This is a genomic window from Bradyrhizobium liaoningense (genome assembly GCF_018130785.1).
GTDB lineage: Bacteria > Pseudomonadota > Alphaproteobacteria > Rhizobiales > Xanthobacteraceae > Bradyrhizobium > Bradyrhizobium liaoningense_A.
The window spans coordinates 391938-407758 of the sequence record NZ_JAFCJT010000001.1; the positions used below are offsets into that span (position 1 = coordinate 391938).

16 protein-coding genes are annotated in these 15821 nt (G+C 63.2%); 7 read left to right on the plus strand and 9 right to left on the minus strand.

Going from position 1 to position 15821, the window contains the following annotated elements; translation table 11 throughout:
* Positions 1-70: 70 nt before the first annotated feature.
* The 8 genes from JQ627_RS01795 to JQ627_RS01830 form a co-directional block, all read right to left on the minus strand.
* Complete coding sequence (locus tag JQ627_RS01795) at positions 71-832, minus strand: SDR family NAD(P)-dependent oxidoreductase (protein ID WP_212482439.1); 762 nt, start codon at positions 830-832, stop codon at positions 71-73.
* A gap of 47 nt (positions 833-879) precedes the next feature.
* Positions 880-1605 (minus strand): ABC transporter ATP-binding protein, encoded by a 726-nt coding sequence (locus tag JQ627_RS01800; RefSeq protein WP_212482440.1) that lies wholly within the window; start codon positions 1603-1605, stop codon positions 880-882.
* On the minus strand, positions 1595-2314 hold the full coding sequence (locus tag JQ627_RS01805) for an ABC transporter ATP-binding protein (protein WP_028158373.1): 720 nt from the start codon (positions 2312-2314) through the stop codon (positions 1595-1597). Before JQ627_RS01805 ends, JQ627_RS01800 begins: the two co-directional genes overlap by 11 nt.
* 2 nt (positions 2315-2316) lie before the next feature.
* A complete protein-coding gene (locus tag JQ627_RS01810; protein WP_063982321.1) occupies positions 2317-3390 on the minus strand; it encodes a branched-chain amino acid ABC transporter permease in 1074 nt (357 codons plus the stop codon).
* A gap of 12 nt (positions 3391-3402) precedes the next feature.
* Positions 3403-4269, minus strand: a complete 867-nt coding sequence (locus JQ627_RS01815; RefSeq protein WP_028151201.1) for an ABC transporter permease subunit — start codon at positions 4267-4269, stop codon at positions 3403-3405.
* 98 nt (positions 4270-4367) lie between these two features.
* Entirely contained in the window at positions 4368-5585 is a 1218-nt protein-coding gene (locus JQ627_RS01820) for an urea ABC transporter substrate-binding protein (protein WP_212483138.1), read from the minus strand.
* A gap of 58 nt (positions 5586-5643) precedes the next feature.
* Positions 5644-6642, minus strand: coding sequence for an acetamidase/formamidase family protein (locus tag JQ627_RS01825; RefSeq protein ID WP_212482441.1), 999 nt, complete (start codon positions 6640-6642; stop codon positions 5644-5646).
* 17 nt (positions 6643-6659) lie between these two features.
* The gene (locus tag JQ627_RS01830; protein WP_212482442.1) at positions 6660-8060 is read right to left on the minus strand and encodes an amidase; all 1401 of its coding nucleotides are present in this window, start codon (positions 8058-8060) and stop codon (positions 6660-6662) included.
* A gap of 414 nt (positions 8061-8474) precedes the next feature.
* Here JQ627_RS01830 and JQ627_RS01835 point away from each other — a divergent pair, with 414 nt between their 5' ends.
* Together JQ627_RS01835 and JQ627_RS01840 are read left to right on the plus strand one after the other, a co-directional pair.
* Entirely contained in the window at positions 8475-9650 is a 1176-nt protein-coding gene (locus JQ627_RS01835; protein ID WP_212482443.1) for a transporter substrate-binding domain-containing protein, read from the plus strand.
* A complete protein-coding gene (locus JQ627_RS01840) occupies positions 9647-10231 on the plus strand; it encodes an ANTAR domain-containing response regulator (protein ID WP_212482444.1) in 585 nt (194 codons plus the stop codon). Before JQ627_RS01835 ends, JQ627_RS01840 begins: the two co-directional genes overlap by 4 nt.
* A gap of 108 nt (positions 10232-10339) precedes the next feature.
* Here the strand turns inward: JQ627_RS01840 and JQ627_RS01845 are convergent, their stop codons facing one another.
* On the minus strand, positions 10340-11074 hold the full coding sequence (locus tag JQ627_RS01845) for an IclR family transcriptional regulator (RefSeq protein ID WP_212482445.1): 735 nt from the start codon (positions 11072-11074) through the stop codon (positions 10340-10342).
* 90 nt (positions 11075-11164) lie between these two features.
* Here JQ627_RS01845 and JQ627_RS01850 point away from each other — a divergent pair, with 90 nt between their 5' ends.
* From JQ627_RS01850 to JQ627_RS01870, 5 genes are all read left to right on the plus strand, one after another.
* Complete coding sequence (locus JQ627_RS01850) at positions 11165-11845, plus strand: RraA family protein (protein ID WP_212482446.1); 681 nt, start codon at positions 11165-11167, stop codon at positions 11843-11845.
* A gap of 2 nt (positions 11846-11847) precedes the next feature.
* On the plus strand, positions 11848-13110 hold the full coding sequence (locus JQ627_RS01855; protein WP_212482447.1) for an aconitase/3-isopropylmalate dehydratase large subunit family protein: 1263 nt from the start codon (positions 11848-11850) through the stop codon (positions 13108-13110).
* Positions 13107-13604, plus strand: coding sequence for an alpha-IPM isomerase (locus tag JQ627_RS01860; protein WP_212482448.1), 498 nt, complete (start codon positions 13107-13109; stop codon positions 13602-13604). Before JQ627_RS01855 ends, JQ627_RS01860 begins: the two co-directional genes overlap by 4 nt.
* 104 nt (positions 13605-13708) lie before the next feature.
* Positions 13709-14779 (plus strand): alanine--glyoxylate aminotransferase family protein, encoded by a 1071-nt coding sequence (locus JQ627_RS01865; RefSeq protein WP_249142876.1) that lies wholly within the window; start codon positions 13709-13711, stop codon positions 14777-14779.
* 31 nt (positions 14780-14810) lie between these two features.
* On the plus strand, positions 14811-15818 hold the full coding sequence (locus tag JQ627_RS01870; RefSeq protein WP_212482450.1) for an extracellular solute-binding protein: 1008 nt from the start codon (positions 14811-14813) through the stop codon (positions 15816-15818).
* Positions 15819-15821: the final 3 nt, after the last annotated feature.

The window sequence follows — 15821 nt, forward strand, 5'->3', positions numbered from 1 at the left end:
GGCTCTAGCCTGCAGAGGTACTCTCTCCCCACCCCTCTCTCGCGAGCGGGAGAGGGAGCACACCTCACGCCTAGAACTGCACCCCGCGGGTAAGCGCACCATCGACCACGAGGTTGGTCCCCGTGATGAAGCTCGCCGCCTTGCTGGCAAGGAATACGGCACCGTTCGCCATCTCCTGCGGCGTGCCCATGCGGCCGGTCGGATTCAACGCCAGCGCGGTCTTGTAAAGCTCGGGATTGCCGTCCTTGATCTGATTCCAGACACCGCCCTCGAAATAGGTGTTGCCCGGCGACACCGAATTGGCGCGGATGCCTTTGCCGGCAAGCTGGAAGGCGAGACCTTGCGTATAGTGGATGATCGCGGCCTTGAACGTGCCGTAGGGGCCGCTCGCGAAGTCAACTTCGCGCCCTGAAACGCTGGAGATGGTCACGATCGCCGCGGCCTTGCTCTTCTCGAGATACGGCATCGCCGCATTGACCAGCCGCACGGTGCCCATCATGTCGGTGGAGAATTCCTTCTCCCAGCTCTCCTCGTCCTGTCCGATCGACAGCGCACTCACATTGGCGACCACGACGTCGATGCCGCCAAGCTTTGAGGCCATGTCCTCGACCCAGGCCTTGAGCGCCGGGCCGTTGGAGACATCGACCGAACTACCAAAGGCGGCAACGCCCTTCGCCTTGATCGCGGCGACCGCGCTATCGACGTCGGCCTGGTTGCGCGCGCAGATGCCGACATCCGCGCCTTCCGCCGCGAATGTGTCGGCGATCGCCCTGCCGATCCCCTTGGTGCTGCCGGTGACGAGAACCTTTGCTCCCTTGAGTCCCAGATCCATGTCCATTCCCTCCCTATTGACGACTTGAAAACATGCGATGCGGCCGTTCAGAGCAGGAGCTGCTCGCGGACATTGTCCTCGTTAACCTCGCCACCCGCCAGCGACTGCGCGATCCTGCCCTTCTCCATGATGTAACAACGCTCGGCGATTGCCAGGATCGTGTCGAGGTTCTGCTCGACGAAGATGATGGTGGTGCCGAGCTCGTTCCGGAACGATCTCAGCGCCTCGCAGATGTGCTGGACGATCGAGGGCTGGATACCCTCGGACGGCTCGTCCAGGATCATCAAGGACGGATTGCCGATCAGCGCGCGGCCTATGGCGAGCTGCTGCTGCTCGCCGCCCGACATCGTGCCTGCAGCCTGCCGCCGGCGTTCTTTCAGCCGCGGAAAATACTCATAGACGAGTTCAGGCAGCTTCTTGCCGCCGGGACCGCCGATCAACTCGCCGACCTGCAGGTTTTCCTCGACGGTCATCTGCGGAAAGACATCCCGCCCTTGCGGGATGTATCCGAAGCCCGCCCTCGCCCGCGCGTCGGCTTCGAGCTTTGTGACGTCCTGCTCCATGAAGCTGATCGTGCCACGCCAGGTTTGCAGCAAACCGATCAGGCACCGCATCAGCGTCGACTTGCCGACACCGTTACGGCCGATCACGCCGACAATCTCGCCGCGGGAGACCGACATGGTGACGCCCTGCAGAATCGGCGTCGCACCGTATCCCGCCCATAATTCAGATACGTCCAGAATCCGGTTCGTGGGATTGGCTTCAGTGAGCATGCGTCTTACCGAGATAAATTTCCGCGACTTTCGCGTCCTGCAAAATGCTTTCGAGATCGCCGCGTGCGAAAATCTTGCCGAGATGCAGCACCGTGACGCGCTGGGCGACCTGGCGCACGAAGGCCATGTCATGCTCGACGACAAGAACCGTCATGCCCTCTGCATTGAATGACTTGATCAGCTCGCCGGTCTTGAAGGTTTCCTCCGGCGACATGCCGGCAGTCGGCTCGTCCAGCAGCAGGAGCTGCGGCTTCAGCGCCAGCGCCATCCCGATCTCGAGCCATTGCTGCTGTCCATGCGACAGCGCACCCGCGAGCTTATCGCTGTCCGGCCCCAGGTTGAGCAGAGTCAGCAGGCGATCCTCCTCGGCGATGCGTTCCGCGCCGGACAGTCGCTCCTGGAGCGCGATCTGGATGTTCTGCCGGACCGGCAACTCCTTGAACACGCTCGGAGCCTGCATCTTGATGCTCATGCCTCGCTGCACGCGTGCGTAGGGACGCTCCTTGGTGATGTCGACGGTATCGAACAGGATGCTGCCCTGGCTCGGCGGATAGAGACCCACGATCAGCTTGAACAATGTGCTCTTGCCGGCGCCATTGGGTCCGATCAGGCAGTGGACCTCGCCGGCGTTGACCGTGAGGTCGACGTCGGAGACTGCGGTCAATCCGCCAAAACGCTTGGATACGCCTTTGACTTCGACCAGCGACATGATCAGGACTCTTCCGACTGCAAGCGACCAGCCTCCGCCATGACGGGGCTATCATCGCGTCGCCGACGCCCGCTCCACCAATCGGCAGCAAGCTTGCCGATGCCGAGCACAAAACCTTGCGGCGCCAGCATCACCGTGGCGAGCAGTAGCGCTCCCATCAGCACGAGTGCTGCCTGCTGGCTGTAGACCGTGATGGTCTGAAAGCCGAACAGCAGCAGGAACGATCCGACCAGAGTTGCGGTCAGATCGCTCCGTCCGGAGAAAGCCACCCATACGATGGGCATCGCCGCCGCAGGCAGGCCGATGCTGGACGGCGTGATGAATTGGCCCCAGGACGTGTACAGCGCACCACTCAGCCCTGCGAGGCCGCTGCCGATCACGAAGGTCAGGAGCTGGTATTTCCGGACGTCATAACCCAGCATCTCGGCGCGCTGCGGGTTCTCGCGCGTCGCCACGATGACGTTGCCGATGCCCGAATTCACGAGCATGCGCAACGCGAGATAGACGATCACGATCAGCGCGATCATGACGTAGTAGAGCGCCGATCCCTCGATATAGAAGTCGCCGACGGCGAGCGGGTCCATGCCCTTCATGCCATTGAAGCCATTCAGCCGCGCCGGGCCGATGTGCCATTCCGGCCCCGCTGTCTGGCCGAGGAAGAAGGCAAGCACCAGCGTCGCAGACAGCGTCACGATCCCGAAGAAGATGCCGTTGATGCCACCCCAGATCATGAAATAGCCGAGGATGCCGGCCGCCACCATCGCAAGGACAACGGACAGTGCAAGCGCGGCGATCGTCGCGGTGCCGCCGCCCATGTTGATCGCGAGCACGCCATAACCGTAACCGGCGATGCCGAAGAACAAGGTCTGGCCGAACGACAGCATCCCGCCATAGCCCCACATCAGGCAGAGGCCGAGCGCCATGAATATCCAGATCAGGAAATAGGCGAAATTCCCCACATCATAGGAGTCGGCGAATAGCGGATATGTCAGTGCGCCCGCGAGCACTGCAAGGAAGCAGGACCAGAAGATCTTGCCACGTCCGAGCGTCTGCGGACCTTCCAGCAGCTTGAACATCACAAATTCCCTTTAGCGCCCACGACGAACCAGGACGCTGGAGAGCCCCTCGGGCAACACCCGAATGATCAAAATAACGGCGACCAGCATGCCAATCTGTCCGATGATCTGGCCGTAGCTCGCGTTCAGCGCCATCCGGATCATCGCCAGGAACACAGCGGCCGGCGCTGTTCCGAGCAGCACGTTTGCCCCTCCGATTACGACCGTAACGAAGCTTTCGACCACGAAGGTGGCCCCCATGGTCGGGATCAGCGTCATCGTTGGCGCGTAGAGCGCCCCGCAAAGTCCGGCAAGGCCGGTGCCGATCCCGAAGCTGATCGAATAGATTCGGCCCGTTCGCGCGCCCAGCGCCTTCGCCATCGCCGCATTCTGCATCGTCGCCCGGGCGATCACACCAAAGCGCGTCTTCATGAAAACGATGTAGAGGCCGCCCAGCACGGCCACCGCGCAACCGAACAGAACCAGACGATAGGTCGAAAACGTATAGCCGCCGATTGCGAAGCTTCCTTCGGGCGTTCCGATGCCCCGCACGGCTGAACCGACAATCAGGAGCATCGATTGCGTCACGATAAGGCTGAGCCCCCAAGTGGCGAGCAGAGAATCCAGCGGCCGCTTGTAGAAGCGCCGCACGATCAGGAACTCGACGGCGACACCGATGAGCCCCGCCGTCAGCGCGGCCAGGATCTGGGCAATCGCGAGCGGAACGCCCAGATTAACCAGGCCGACGGTGACATAGGCACCGCACATGATGAACTCGCCATGCGCCATATTGATGACGCCCATCATGCCGAACACGATAGCGAGACCTGCGGCCGAGAGAATGAGAAACGCGAACACGTCGGCGAACTGATAGAATACCGAGAATACTTCAGCCGACATCTTGGCCCCTTTGTCTATCCCGGCGCCGCATCGTTGCGACGCCGGCCTTGTCCAAGAGCGCGACTCTCAATACGAGCAAAATCCGTGCCCGTCAGGCGTCACGATTTCTTCGGGAGATGGCTCGGCGTGTATTGGTCCTTGTCGTTCTTCTTGGTGAGATCGCAACCGATTTCGCCGAGCCAGTACGGCTGGATCGTCCCATAGTCCTTCTCGACCTTTACCTCATGCTTCGGCCCGACCGAGATCAGGCGCATGCGGTGCGAGGTGTGCTGGCTCTTCGGATTGATGCACACCTTGCCTTCAGGAGCGTCGATGCATGCATCGCCGGTCGCGATGACCTTGCGCATGTCGTCGAGCTTGATCGACTTCGCCTTCTCGACCAGCGCCTTGTACATGTAGAGCGCATTATAGGCATTGTAGCCCATGTCGTTGATGTAGAGTTCGTCAGGGAATTTCGCGTGCCAGCGCTTCTTGAAGTCGGTAGCCTCCGGCGTGTCGATCTCCTCGAACCAATTCGCAGTCGCATGCATGTTGTTGAGCGCCGGCGGCTTGAACCGCTTGTGCTCGAAGCCGAGCATGACCTTGATCGACGATCCCATCGGCAGGTTGAGGTTGGCCGCAGCCGCTTGTTCGAAGAATGAATCCTGCGCAGCGCCGACATTGATCGTGAGCAACCAATCCGGCTTCGCCTTCTGGATATTCTGGATCGTCTGCGCGAACTGCGACACGCCGAGCGGGATGAACTCCTCGCCGACGACCTCGCCGCCGAGATCCTTCATGATCTTGCGGTTCCACTCCGCCGAAATCTGACCGAAATTGTAATCGGCGGCGATGACATAGACTTTCTTGCCGAACTTCTCGACCATCCATGGAATCAGCGTCGAGAATTGCTGCTCCGGCACCGCCCCCATGCTGATCATGCTGGCGTCGCAGACGCCGCCTTCATACTGGTTGGTGTAGAAATACGGCGTCGAGGTGCGATCGACGATCGGACGCAGCGCCTCGCGCGAGGCCGAGGTGATGCCGCCGATCAGCACGTCGACCTTGTCGCGGTTGAGCAGTCGACGACCGAACTCCTGATAGCGCGCGTTGTCGCCCTGCGGATCGAGGTGAATCAACTCGATCTGCCGACCAAGGATACCGCCGCTCTTGTTGATCTCCTCGACGGCCAGCTGAGAGCCGTGCAGCTTCGGCATGCCCATGAAGGCGAGGTCGCCTGACACGTCCTCGAGCAGACCCACCTTCAATAGCGGTTCCGCCGCCCGAGCAACACCCACTCCCGCCGCTGTACCGAGCATAGCGCCGAGCAAGACCATTCCGAGCTTCCGTCCCGAATTCATCGTGATGTCCTCTGTTTCTGAAAGCGGCTGAATGTCATGGCTTGAGGTAATTCTTCAGGATCGATGCGCCCATCGTGTATTTCGGGTCGACCATGTTGCCGAGGCGCATGCGGCCGGCCTGGCTGAGCAGCATGTAGGCGTCGATCTCGTCGAAGCCGTAATCGGCCGCCATCCACCGCACGAGTTCGCGATAGGCGATACGGGCCGCGTCTTCGAGCGGGCGGGCGCTGCCGATCGTCATGATGAAGTCCTTTGTCTCGAGCCGCGGCCAGGCGAAGCTCCAGTTCTTGATCAGGTCGACCTGAAGCGTGACGGTCGCGCGCTGCTCCAGCGCCACGCCGGAGAGTTCGCCGTCGCCCTGCGTCGCGTGACAGTCGCCGACGTAGAGCATCCCGCCGTCGGTATGCACCGGGAAATAGATGATCGCGCCGGGGGCGACGTCGGGCAGATCCATGTTGCCGCCGTGGTAATCCGGCTGCAGCGAGGAGATCGCCTCGATCTCCGGCGAGACGCCAATGGTACCGATGAACGGCTCGTAGGGCAGCGTAATCCTGTCGTTCCAGCGCACGCCGTTCCTGTCGACATGCAGCTTCTTCACGCGCTCCGGCAATGGCGGATTGAGCAGTGCCGTCGAGCTAGTCCCGACGAGTCCGCCGAACTCAGGAATAATGCAGGTCGTGCCGGCCGGCTGCGCGCCGCGGGTCTCGACGTCGCGGATGTAGATCGCGAGGCAATCGCCCTTCTTGGCGCCCTTAACCGCGATCGGCCCGCACTGCGGGTTCAGATAGGGAAATTTCAGTTTGGCGGTGGGGCTGTCGCTCTCGCTGGTGAGCACACCGCCGAACGCATCCTCCGTCTCGACAACCACCACTCCGCCGGGGTCGATCGACAGGGTCGGCTTTGCATAGGGACCGTAAACGTAGTGGAAGCCGCCCTGCTCTTCGATCGTCAGGCTGTGCGTCGCCCCCGTCGCGCCTTTGGCGACCGCACGCTTGGCCATGATGGAATTCTTCAACCAGTCTTCTGCGGGCATATGATCGGCTCCTCAACTCAGATCCCTGGATGACGCTTGTGCCAGTCGGTAACGCGCTGGAACGCATCGCCCGCGCAAACGAGGCCAGCCTCATCGAAATGACGACCGACGAACTGGAAGCCAACCGGACCGCCATTCGCGGCGAAGCCGCCGGGTAGCGTCACGGTCGGGCTTCCCGTCATGTCGAACGGGCATGTGAAGCGAAGCAAGCCTGCGATCAGCGAGGCGTCCTCGCCGAGCGACGCCATCTTGGCGAGCGTCGGCGCGGCGAATGCCTGGGCCGGCACTGCGAGGAGATCGACCGATTCGAACAGAAGGCGGACCGCGCCACGAAACGCTTCGCGCCGGAGCACGATCTTCTGATAGTCCATGCCGGACTGCTGTCGACCGAGATCGAGCAGGCCGGCGAGTGCCGGGCCGTACTCGTCCTTGCGCGCGGGATAGGTGTCCTCGTGCGCGACGGCGACCTCGATGCCGCAGAGCGGGAACCAGTCGTCGATGACCGCCTTGGGATCGGGAAACGTGATCTCCTTGATCTTCGCGCCGAGATCGGCCGCTACACGCAGACCCTCGGTCAACACCTTGGCCGCATCGCCATCGGTGCCTTCGCTGGTCCAGCGCCGGTCGACGCCGATCGTCACGCCGCGAAGATCGCCGGACAAACTGGCGAGATAGTCAGGCACGGGCAGCGGAACCGACGTCGTGTCCTTGGGGTCCTGACCCGCGATCACGCCGAGGATGGCGCCGCAATCGACCGCGCTCCTTGCCATCGGGCCGATATGATCCAGCGTCGCCGCAAGCTCGAATGCGCCGTAGCGGCTGACGCGTCCCCAAGTCGGCTTGAGCCCGGTGACGCCGTTAGCCGCGGACGGAAAGCGGATTGATCCGCCCGTATCGGTGCCGAGCGAGCCGAAGCAGAGGCCCGCCGCAGTAGCAACGCCAGAGCCGCTCGAGGATGCGCCAGACCAGAGATCCGCGTTCCACGGGTTCTTCGGCGGGTCGATCTTCGGGTGATGATCGGCGTAGGCGCCCTCGGTTTGCTGCAACTTGCCGAGGATGATGGCGCCGGCATCTTTCAACCGCGCGACGACGGTCGCATCCTCGGCGGGGCGGAAATCGCGATGAATCGTCATGCCGTGCGCCGCCGGTGCGCCCTTGGCCCAGCAGAGGTCCTTGACCGCAACCGGAACGCCATGCAGCGGTCCCTTGACCTTGCCCGATGCGATTTCCTTCTCGGCCGCGGCCGCTTGTGCCAGGGCCGAGTCCGCCATCAGATAGGCGTAGCTCTTGAGTTCTACGTCGAGCTGTTCGATCCGCCCGAGCATCGCCTTGGTAACTTCGACCGGCGACAGCTTTTTGGCTTGAATCTGCTGTCCGACCTCGACGAGCCCGAGATAATGAAGATCTGTCATCGCCATCGTCTCCCCACGTTTTGGCCGACGCAAGCGCAGGCATGGCAATGGTCGCGCGCGCCATCGGCTTGGCGACGCGGACGCATCGCCAATTTTCTTAGCGGCAAAACGAAAAAAGCCACCCGTCCCTCGCGAATGAGGTGACGAATGGCTCAAATGCCGCGTCTATGATCTATCGCATCGGATCCGGAATCGAACGAAGCACTTTGTGCAGAGACCAGGACGTCATCGGCCAGATCAACGCACGCAGGGTTCGAGTGGAAGCCCGTAGTACAAAATTCTAAGGATGTGCGTAGCACCTTGTCAACGAGGCCGGTTGCACAAATTTCGCAATGTGCATGCGCAGCAAATCAGCAACCCCTCTTGCACCAACATCAGTCATGATGGTTTCCTGACGCGTCGCGTCGCCGAAAGCCATAGATGACAAAGCCGTCCGTTCCCGTTGGTATCATCTGTTCGCAGTCCGGGCCCTATCAGGCCATGGGCCGCGAGATCCTCAAGAGCGCCATGATGGCGGTCGACGAGATCAACAACCAAGCCGAGTTCGACTTCTCGATCGCCGCTCATGTCCGCGATCCTCGCGGCATCATCTCGGAATACCACACGGTCTGCGACGATCTCATCCGCAATGTCGGCGTCGAGCACATCATCGGCTGCTATACCTCGGCATCGCGCAAGCAGGTCTTGCCGATCGTGGAGCGTACCGATCGCCTGCTTTGGTATCCTGCGCGCTACGAGGGCTTCGAGTGCTCCGACAACGTCATCTATGTCGGAGCATCGCCCAATCACAACGTCCTGCCGCTCGTCCGTTACGTGCTCGACAATCTGTCGCGCGAGATTTTCTGCGTCGGCTCCAACTACGTTTGGACATGGGAGACCAATCGCGTCACCCGCGAATTGGTGAGTGCAGCAGAAGGCCACATCCTGGCCGAACGGCTGCTCGAACTCGGCGAAAGCGCCGTCGGGCATATCGTCGACGAGATCATCCGCCGCAAGCCGCCGATCGTGTTCAACACGTTGGTCGGAAGCTCGAGCTACGACTTCATCCGCGCCTTCCGCGCTGCCGCCGAAACTGCGAGCCTCGACATTCCGATGTTGAGCTGCAGCTTGTGCGAACCGGAACTCGCAATCGTCGGACCGGCCTCGGCGGGCTGCATTACATCATCGGCCTACTTCGAAAGCATACAACTGTCCGAGAACCGTGCATTCGTCGCACGTTGGAAAGCGCGCTACGGCGAGGACAGCAGCCCCTCCGTCGACGGACAATCTGCCTATGTCGCCGTCTATCTGCTGGCCCGCGCGCTGCAGCGGGCCGGCACGTCTGACATCGGCGAGGTCAGGCGCGCCGCGGCCGGTTATCGCTACAATTCGCCGCAAGGACCGGTCTGGATCGACGGCAGCAACAATCATTGCGTCCTTACGCCGCGACTGGCAGTCTCCAATGCACGGGGACAGTTTGACATCTTCTGGGAAGCCGACGCGCCCGTTAAGCCTGATCCTTACCTGACGCAGCTCGACGTCGCCGCCCCCACCTTCAGGGAGACCTCAAAGGGGGGCACATCGCCGAATGCGCCGCATTTGCGGGTGGTGAAATGAGCAAGCTGTCTTCATTCTCGCTGCGCGGACGCAAAGCACTCGTCGCCATCAAGGACGAACGCGACGCATCGATCGTGCGACGCCAGTTTGAACGTCTCGGGATCGACAGCACTGCATGGGCGCCCGGCCAGGCGATTGACTTCGCGCCTGACGTGACATTGATCGACGATGAACTTCTTCCGCTTGAAGCCCCGTTCCTGGGGCACTGTCCGGTCATCGCTCTGCTCGGCACGGAGACGCCGAGCCGCTTGAAGCTCGTCTTCGACCTCGATCCGGCGTCGTTCTTGGTCAAGCCGCTACGCTCGGCCGGCATCTATGCGGCAGTCGTCATGGCATTCGAGCGAAACGAACGCACCAACGACTTGAAGCAGCAGATCCTCAAACTGGAGCAGCGTCTGCGATCCCGCCGCATCGTGCTTGCCGCCGTTCTTCAGGTGATGCACTCGCATGCGCTCGCCGAGCCCGCCGCTTTTGCGTTGATCCGCAGAGCCGCCATGGAACAGCGCAAGACGATCGAAGAGCTATCGGCGGAGATTGCAGCGAAGGGCATTCCCCCACGCGCAGCTACGAACACCTTGTAGGCAGCTGATCGAACACCCAGTCCGGTCTCTGCAGACTGCACAAGACCTGAGCGGAGTCCATTCACGAGCTTGCCGGTCGAAATAGTGCCCTCTCCCGAACGGGGCGCGTCAGGGAGAGCCTGTTTCGGCCGATGGCAGACTGATGATCCGCGGCGGGCCGACCTCGCGGGACAATGGGGCGCCGAGCACAAGTGAGAGCCGATACGAGGCGTCGGTCAACCGGGACGCCAGTGCCTGGAGGTCGGCCTGACGGATCCGTTCGATGGGGCCGCTCACGGTCATGGCGCCCACCAGCGCTCCGTCGTGGCCGAAAACGGCGGTGGAGAGCGAGGCCGTCACAGCGTCGTAGATTCCGGAACTGACGAAGACCTGCACGCCGTCATCCGTGCGGTCTGCCCAGCGCGCCGTCCGCAGCACTTGTCCCGTCGAGGTCAAATCGAGTGGCGCGAGATTTGTGGGCCGCGCGACGTCGCGCACGAGCTGCGGCGAATCCACCCGAAACAGACAGAGCCGATTATCGCGTTCACGCACGTGGAACGCACTGCTCTCCAACGTCTCCTGGCTTAGCCGCTGAAGGACCGGCAGCACGTGCTGTTCGAGATTGAAATTGGCCCGATAGGTGGTGCCGAGCTGGAATGTCTTTGCGCCGAGCGCGTAGCGGCCGTCGCTGAGGCGGACGACGTAGCCGGCTTCATCCAGCGACACCAGCGAGCGCATCACGGTCGGTTTCGCCAAGCCCGTGATCTTGGCGATGTCGGCCAGGCTCCGCGACCCGGCTCCAGCGAAGGTATCCAGGATCGCCAACGCCCGTTGCACGGCGGCGACCCCTTGCGTCTTGGGCATCGAAAATCCCTGTCCTGCCGATTTTCGGTTGACCTCGGCTCGTCACCGTTACACTATGCGTAACGGCGTTCCATTTTCAATGGGGTTGATATGGCCGTAGGGTTCAGGATCCTTTCCCGCAAGCGTGTTGTCGCAGGCGAATGGGTCGAACGGGCTCGCGCCCTTCCGGTCGCCAACATCAGCGATGTGATGTCGCGCATGGCCGCGGGCGGCGCCACGCTCCGGCCGATGCATGCGGCTGGCGGCATGGCCGGTCCCGCTTTGACCGTGAAGACGCGCCCCGGCGACAATCTGATGGTCCACAAGGCGCTCGATATCGCGGTTGCCGGCGACGTCATCGTGGTCGATGCGGGCGGCGACCTCAGCAACGCAATCTTCGGCGAGATGATGCTCGCGCAGGCCGCCCGGCGCGGCGTCGCAGGCATCGTTATCCATGGCGCGATCCGCGATGCCGCTGCGATCCGGGCAAACCCCCTTCCCGTTTTCGCGGCGGGGGTCACCCATCGCGGTCCGTACAAGGACGGTCCGGGCGAGATCAACGGACCGATCGCGATCGGTGGCATGGTCATCCAGTCCGGCGACTTGGTGCTGGGCGACGACGACGGCGTGCTGGCCGTCGCCATCGACGATTGCCGAGCGGTGATCGAGGCAGCCGAAGCCAAGCAGGCTGCCGAGACCAAGCAAATGGCGGCGATCGAAGCCGGTACGCTCGATCGTAGCTGGGTCGACGCCTCGCTCTGCCGTCTCGGCTGCGAGATGCCAGAGGTCTAGCGATGGCCGGGCGCACGATCTCCGAAAAGATCCTCGCTCGAAAATCCGGGCAGGATGCGCACGCCGGGGACCTGGTGGTCTGCGAGGTCGATTGCGCGCTCGGCACCGACGGTTCGGTTCCGATGGCGCTCGACTATTTCAAGGCGATGGGCGGAGAGAACGTGCGCGATGCCGCCCGATTGGTCTTTGCGCTCGACCATTACGTGCCGCCGACAAGCCCGCAGACGATCGCGCTGCACCGCGTGATGCGGGACTTCGCCAAGCGGTTCAGCGTCACGCTGCATGAAGCTGGCGAAGGAATCGGTCACCAGCTCATCGTGGAGACGGGCCGCGCTCTGCCGGGTGGTCTGGTCGTCGGAGCCGACAGCCATGCCGTGACATACGGGGCACTGAATTGCTTTGCGACCGGGATCGGCTCGTCCGATCTCGCCGCGGTCATGCTGTGTGGCCGGATCTGGCTGCGCGTGCCGGATTCGATCCGCGTCGTCCTGACCGGACAACTGCCGGGCGGCGTCTATGCGAAGGACATCGCACTGGCCCTCGCGGGCATGCTCGGCGCCGACGGTGCCGCCTATCAGGCACTCGAATTCGCGGGACCGGGTGTCGCCACCCTCACGCTGGAGGACCGCCTCGTCCTGAGCAATCTTGCAGTCGAGATGGGCGCGAAGACCGGCATCTTCCCGGCCGATGCTGAAACCGTCGCCTATCTGCAGGACCGCACCGGCCAGGCTTTCGAACCGGTCGCAGCGGATCCGGATGCGCACTACAGCCAGACCGTGGAGATCGCGCTCGACGCTCTCACGCCGCGGATCGCGTTGCCGCATCTGGTGGATCAGGTCGTGGCGCTCGAGGATGCCGCCGGCACGCCGGTACAGATGGTCTATCTCGGCACCTGCACGGGCGGCAGGTTACGCGACTTCCATCAGGCTCTAGCCGTGCTCGAGGCGGGTGGAGGCGTTGCACCCGGCGTGCAGCTCGTGGTCACGCCGGCATCGCGCGAGGTCCGCGACGCCATGACGGCCGATGGCACACTCGACGCCCTGGTCGGCTTCGGCGCCACCGTGGTCGAGCCGGGCTGCGGCTCCTGCTGCGGGACCTGCGGGGTGATCCCCGGAGACGGGGTTTCGGTGATCTCGACCGCCAACCGCAACTTCAAGGGCCGCATGGGCAACGCCAAGGCATCGATCTACCTCGCCTCCCCGGCTGCTTGCGCGGCCGCCGCGACGCGCGGTGCCGTAACCGATCCTCGCGAGGTGTCGCGATGACAGCTCTGCGAGGTCGCGCGCGACTGTTCGGCGACGACGTCAACACCGACTCCATCATCAGTTCGACCCGCAAGCGTGAGAGCCTCGACCCCGCCGTTCTCAGGCAATTCCTGTTCGAGCATGTCGACCCGACCTTTGCAGCCTCTGTGCAGCCCGGAGACATCCTGGTGGCGGGCAAGAATTTCGGTTGCGGCTCGGCGATGGAGGTTGCGGTCACGACCGTGCTCGGGGCCGGCATTCCGGCGGTGATGGCGCGGAGCTTCTCGCGCACCTACTACCGCAACGCGATCAACAACGGCCTGCTGCCGCTTGTCTGCGAAACCGACGGGATTCGCGAGGGCGACATCCTGATCTCCGACGGCACCGGCGCGATCCGCAACGAACGCAGCGGTGAGACGCTCATCCCGGAGCCGCTGCCGCCGATCATGCTGGCGATCCTGCGCGCGGGCGGCCTTGTTCCCTACATGCGTCAGAACGGTGACTTCAAGCTATGACGATCACAGACACTCCGAGCGCCATTGCTTCGACGGGATACCGTCTTCGGCTGCCCGGTCCAACCGAAGTGCCCGAGCGGGTGCGGCAGGCGATGGCTCGGGTGATGGTCAACCATCGCGGACCCGAATGCCGGACTGCAATCGGCGAGGCGGAGGAGATGATCCGCCCGATTCTGGGCACGACGAACCGCGTCCTGTTTTTTGCGAGCTCCGGGACCGGCGTTATGGAGGCTGCGCTCGTCAACGTGGCCGGACCGGGCCATCGGATCCTCGTAGTCGAGCATGGTCAATTCGGTGAGCGTTTCACCACGATCGCCAAGGCCATGAACATCACCGTCGACACGGCCGCGATCGAATGGGGCCAGGCGATCGATGTCGCCGCGGTGGAAGCCCGATTGCGCGAGCACTCCTATCGCGCCGTCGTCGTCGTGCACAATGAAAGCTCGACCGGGATCGTGGCCGATCTCGCGGCGCTCGGCGCACTGGTGCGCGACCGGCCAACGCTGCTCATCGCAGACTCCGTCAGCGGTCTCGGCGGCATCGCGATGCGGCAGGACGAATGGGGCGTCGACATCGTTGTCTCGGCCTCGCAAAAGGCCTTGATGTGCCCGCCCGGCCTCGCACTTGCCAGCGTCAGCGCCAAGGCGTGGCGCGTGATCGGGCAGGACGAGCAGCGATCGGCCTTCTATTGGGATTTCCGTCGCGCGCTGAAATCCGCGGAGCAGAACGAGACCGCGTTCACGGCACCGGTGAGCCTCATCTATGGCCTGCGTGAGGCCTTGACGATGATGCACGAGGAAGGCTTCGCCAATGTGCTCGCGCGCCACAAGAAGCTCTCCGCCGCGCTGCGCGCCGGCGGCGCAGCGCTCGGACTCGCAGATTTTTGCCACGATGAGCCACGCTCGAACACGGTCGTGGTTTTCAAGGTCCCCGACGGGCTCGAAGGCGGTGCCATCGTGCGGCAGCTCTACCAGGATCACCGCACGGTCATCGCAGGCGCCCGCAACCGTCTCTCCGGCCGTGTCATCCGATTTGGCACGATGGGTGCTTTGAGCGCGGGGACCATTCTGACCGACCTTCTGCATCTCGAGGACGCACTCACGAAGTTCGGCCTGCCGATCGAACCCGGCGCCGGGCTCAAGGCGGCCACCGAGTACCTCGCCGCAACCGCATGAGCAATCGCTGAACCCACGAGGGCGAACCACGATGAGATCTCCTGCCTCCATCCTCGCCCGAGTCGTGACGCTCGCGGCATCGCTGTTTGCAGCCGGGCTGGCCTCGGCCCAGCAGAGCGTCGTGCTCTATTCGGCCAACGACGACACCGTGAACAAGCTTGTAGCCGAAGGCTTCGCCAAGGCGACCGGGATCAAGGTCGATGTGGTCTCGACTGGATCAGGTGTGCTGGTGCGCCGCGTCGCGTCCGAGGCCGCCAATCCGCAGGGCGACGTGATCTGGGGCGTCAGTGCGACGCTGTTGCGGCTCGCGAGCCCGCACCTTCAGGCTTACGCGGCGAAGGGCCGCGAAGCCGTGCCGGCGCAATTTCGCGATCCAAACGACCTTTGGCTGGGCACCAACATCCAGGTCGTTGTGATCGGCCAGAACACCAAGGCGATCGACAAGGCCGGCGGGCCCAAAGCCTGGGCGGACCTCCTCGATCCGAAATGGAAAGGCAAGCTCGCCTTTACCGACCCTGCCAATTCCGGATTCTCATACGCGGCCGCGACCACGCTCCTCTCGCTGTGGGGCGCGGACGACGCAGCCTGGACCAAGATGGACGGGCTGCTTGCGAATGCGAAGGTGCTCAACCGCTCGACCCAGGTCTTCGACGGGATTGGCAGCGGCGAATATCCGCTTGGCATCACGCTCGAATATGCCGGCTTCCTGTGGGCCCATAACGGTGCGCCGGTGAGCGTCGCCTATCCGGCCGAGGGCACCTATGCGGGCGTCGAGGGCGCGGCCATCCTGAAAGGCGGACCGAACCCCGAGTCTGCCAAACGGCTGGTCGACTATCTGGCCAGCAAGGAAGTCCAGGAGATGTTGCTGAAGGCGACGTTCCGGCGCCCTGCCCGTCAGGATATCGAGCTCGAGGCGGTCGCACCCGGGATGCTGCCGTTCTCGGCGATCAAGGTGCTACCCTATGACGACGGCAAATGGGAAGCGGCCCGTCGCGACACCCTCGCGCGGCTGAAGACCACGATCCAGAACACGCGCTGATCC

Coding starts and splice junctions, on each gene's coding strand:
- JQ627_RS01795 (WP_212482439.1), bottom strand. CDS start 832: ATGGATCTGGGACTCAAGGGAGCAAAGGTTCTCGTCACCGGCAGCACC.
- JQ627_RS01800 (WP_212482440.1), bottom strand. CDS start 1,605: ATGCTCACTGAAGCCAATCCCACGAACCGGATTCTGGACGTATCTGAA.
- JQ627_RS01805 (WP_028158373.1), bottom strand. CDS start 2,314: ATGTCGCTGGTCGAAGTCAAAGGCGTATCCAAGCGTTTTGGCGGATTG.
- JQ627_RS01810 (WP_063982321.1), bottom strand. CDS start 3,390: ATGTTCAAGCTGCTGGAAGGTCCGCAGACGCTCGGACGTGGCAAGATC.
- JQ627_RS01815 (WP_028151201.1), bottom strand. CDS start 4,269: ATGTCGGCTGAAGTATTCTCGGTATTCTATCAGTTCGCCGACGTGTTC.
- JQ627_RS01820 (WP_212483138.1), bottom strand. CDS start 5,585: ATGGTCTTGCTCGGCGCTATGCTCGGTACAGCGGCGGGAGTGGGTGTT.
- JQ627_RS01825 (WP_212482441.1), bottom strand. CDS start 6,642: ATGCCCGCAGAAGACTGGTTGAAGAATTCCATCATGGCCAAGCGTGCG.
- JQ627_RS01830 (WP_212482442.1), bottom strand. CDS start 8,060: ATGGCGATGACAGATCTTCATTATCTCGGGCTCGTCGAGGTCGGACAG.
- JQ627_RS01835 (WP_212482443.1), top strand. CDS start 8,475: ATGACAAAGCCGTCCGTTCCCGTTGGTATCATCTGTTCGCAGTCCGGG.
- JQ627_RS01840 (WP_212482444.1), top strand. CDS start 9,647: ATGAGCAAGCTGTCTTCATTCTCGCTGCGCGGACGCAAAGCACTCGTC.
- JQ627_RS01845 (WP_212482445.1), bottom strand. CDS start 11,074: ATGCCCAAGACGCAAGGGGTCGCCGCCGTGCAACGGGCGTTGGCGATC.
- JQ627_RS01850 (WP_212482446.1), top strand. CDS start 11,165: ATGGCCGTAGGGTTCAGGATCCTTTCCCGCAAGCGTGTTGTCGCAGGC.
- JQ627_RS01855 (WP_212482447.1), top strand. CDS start 11,848: ATGGCCGGGCGCACGATCTCCGAAAAGATCCTCGCTCGAAAATCCGGG.
- JQ627_RS01860 (WP_212482448.1), top strand. CDS start 13,107: ATGACAGCTCTGCGAGGTCGCGCGCGACTGTTCGGCGACGACGTCAAC.
- JQ627_RS01865 (WP_249142876.1), top strand. CDS start 13,709: ATGGTCAACCATCGCGGACCCGAATGCCGGACTGCAATCGGCGAGGCG.
- JQ627_RS01870 (WP_212482450.1), top strand. CDS start 14,811: ATGAGATCTCCTGCCTCCATCCTCGCCCGAGTCGTGACGCTCGCGGCA.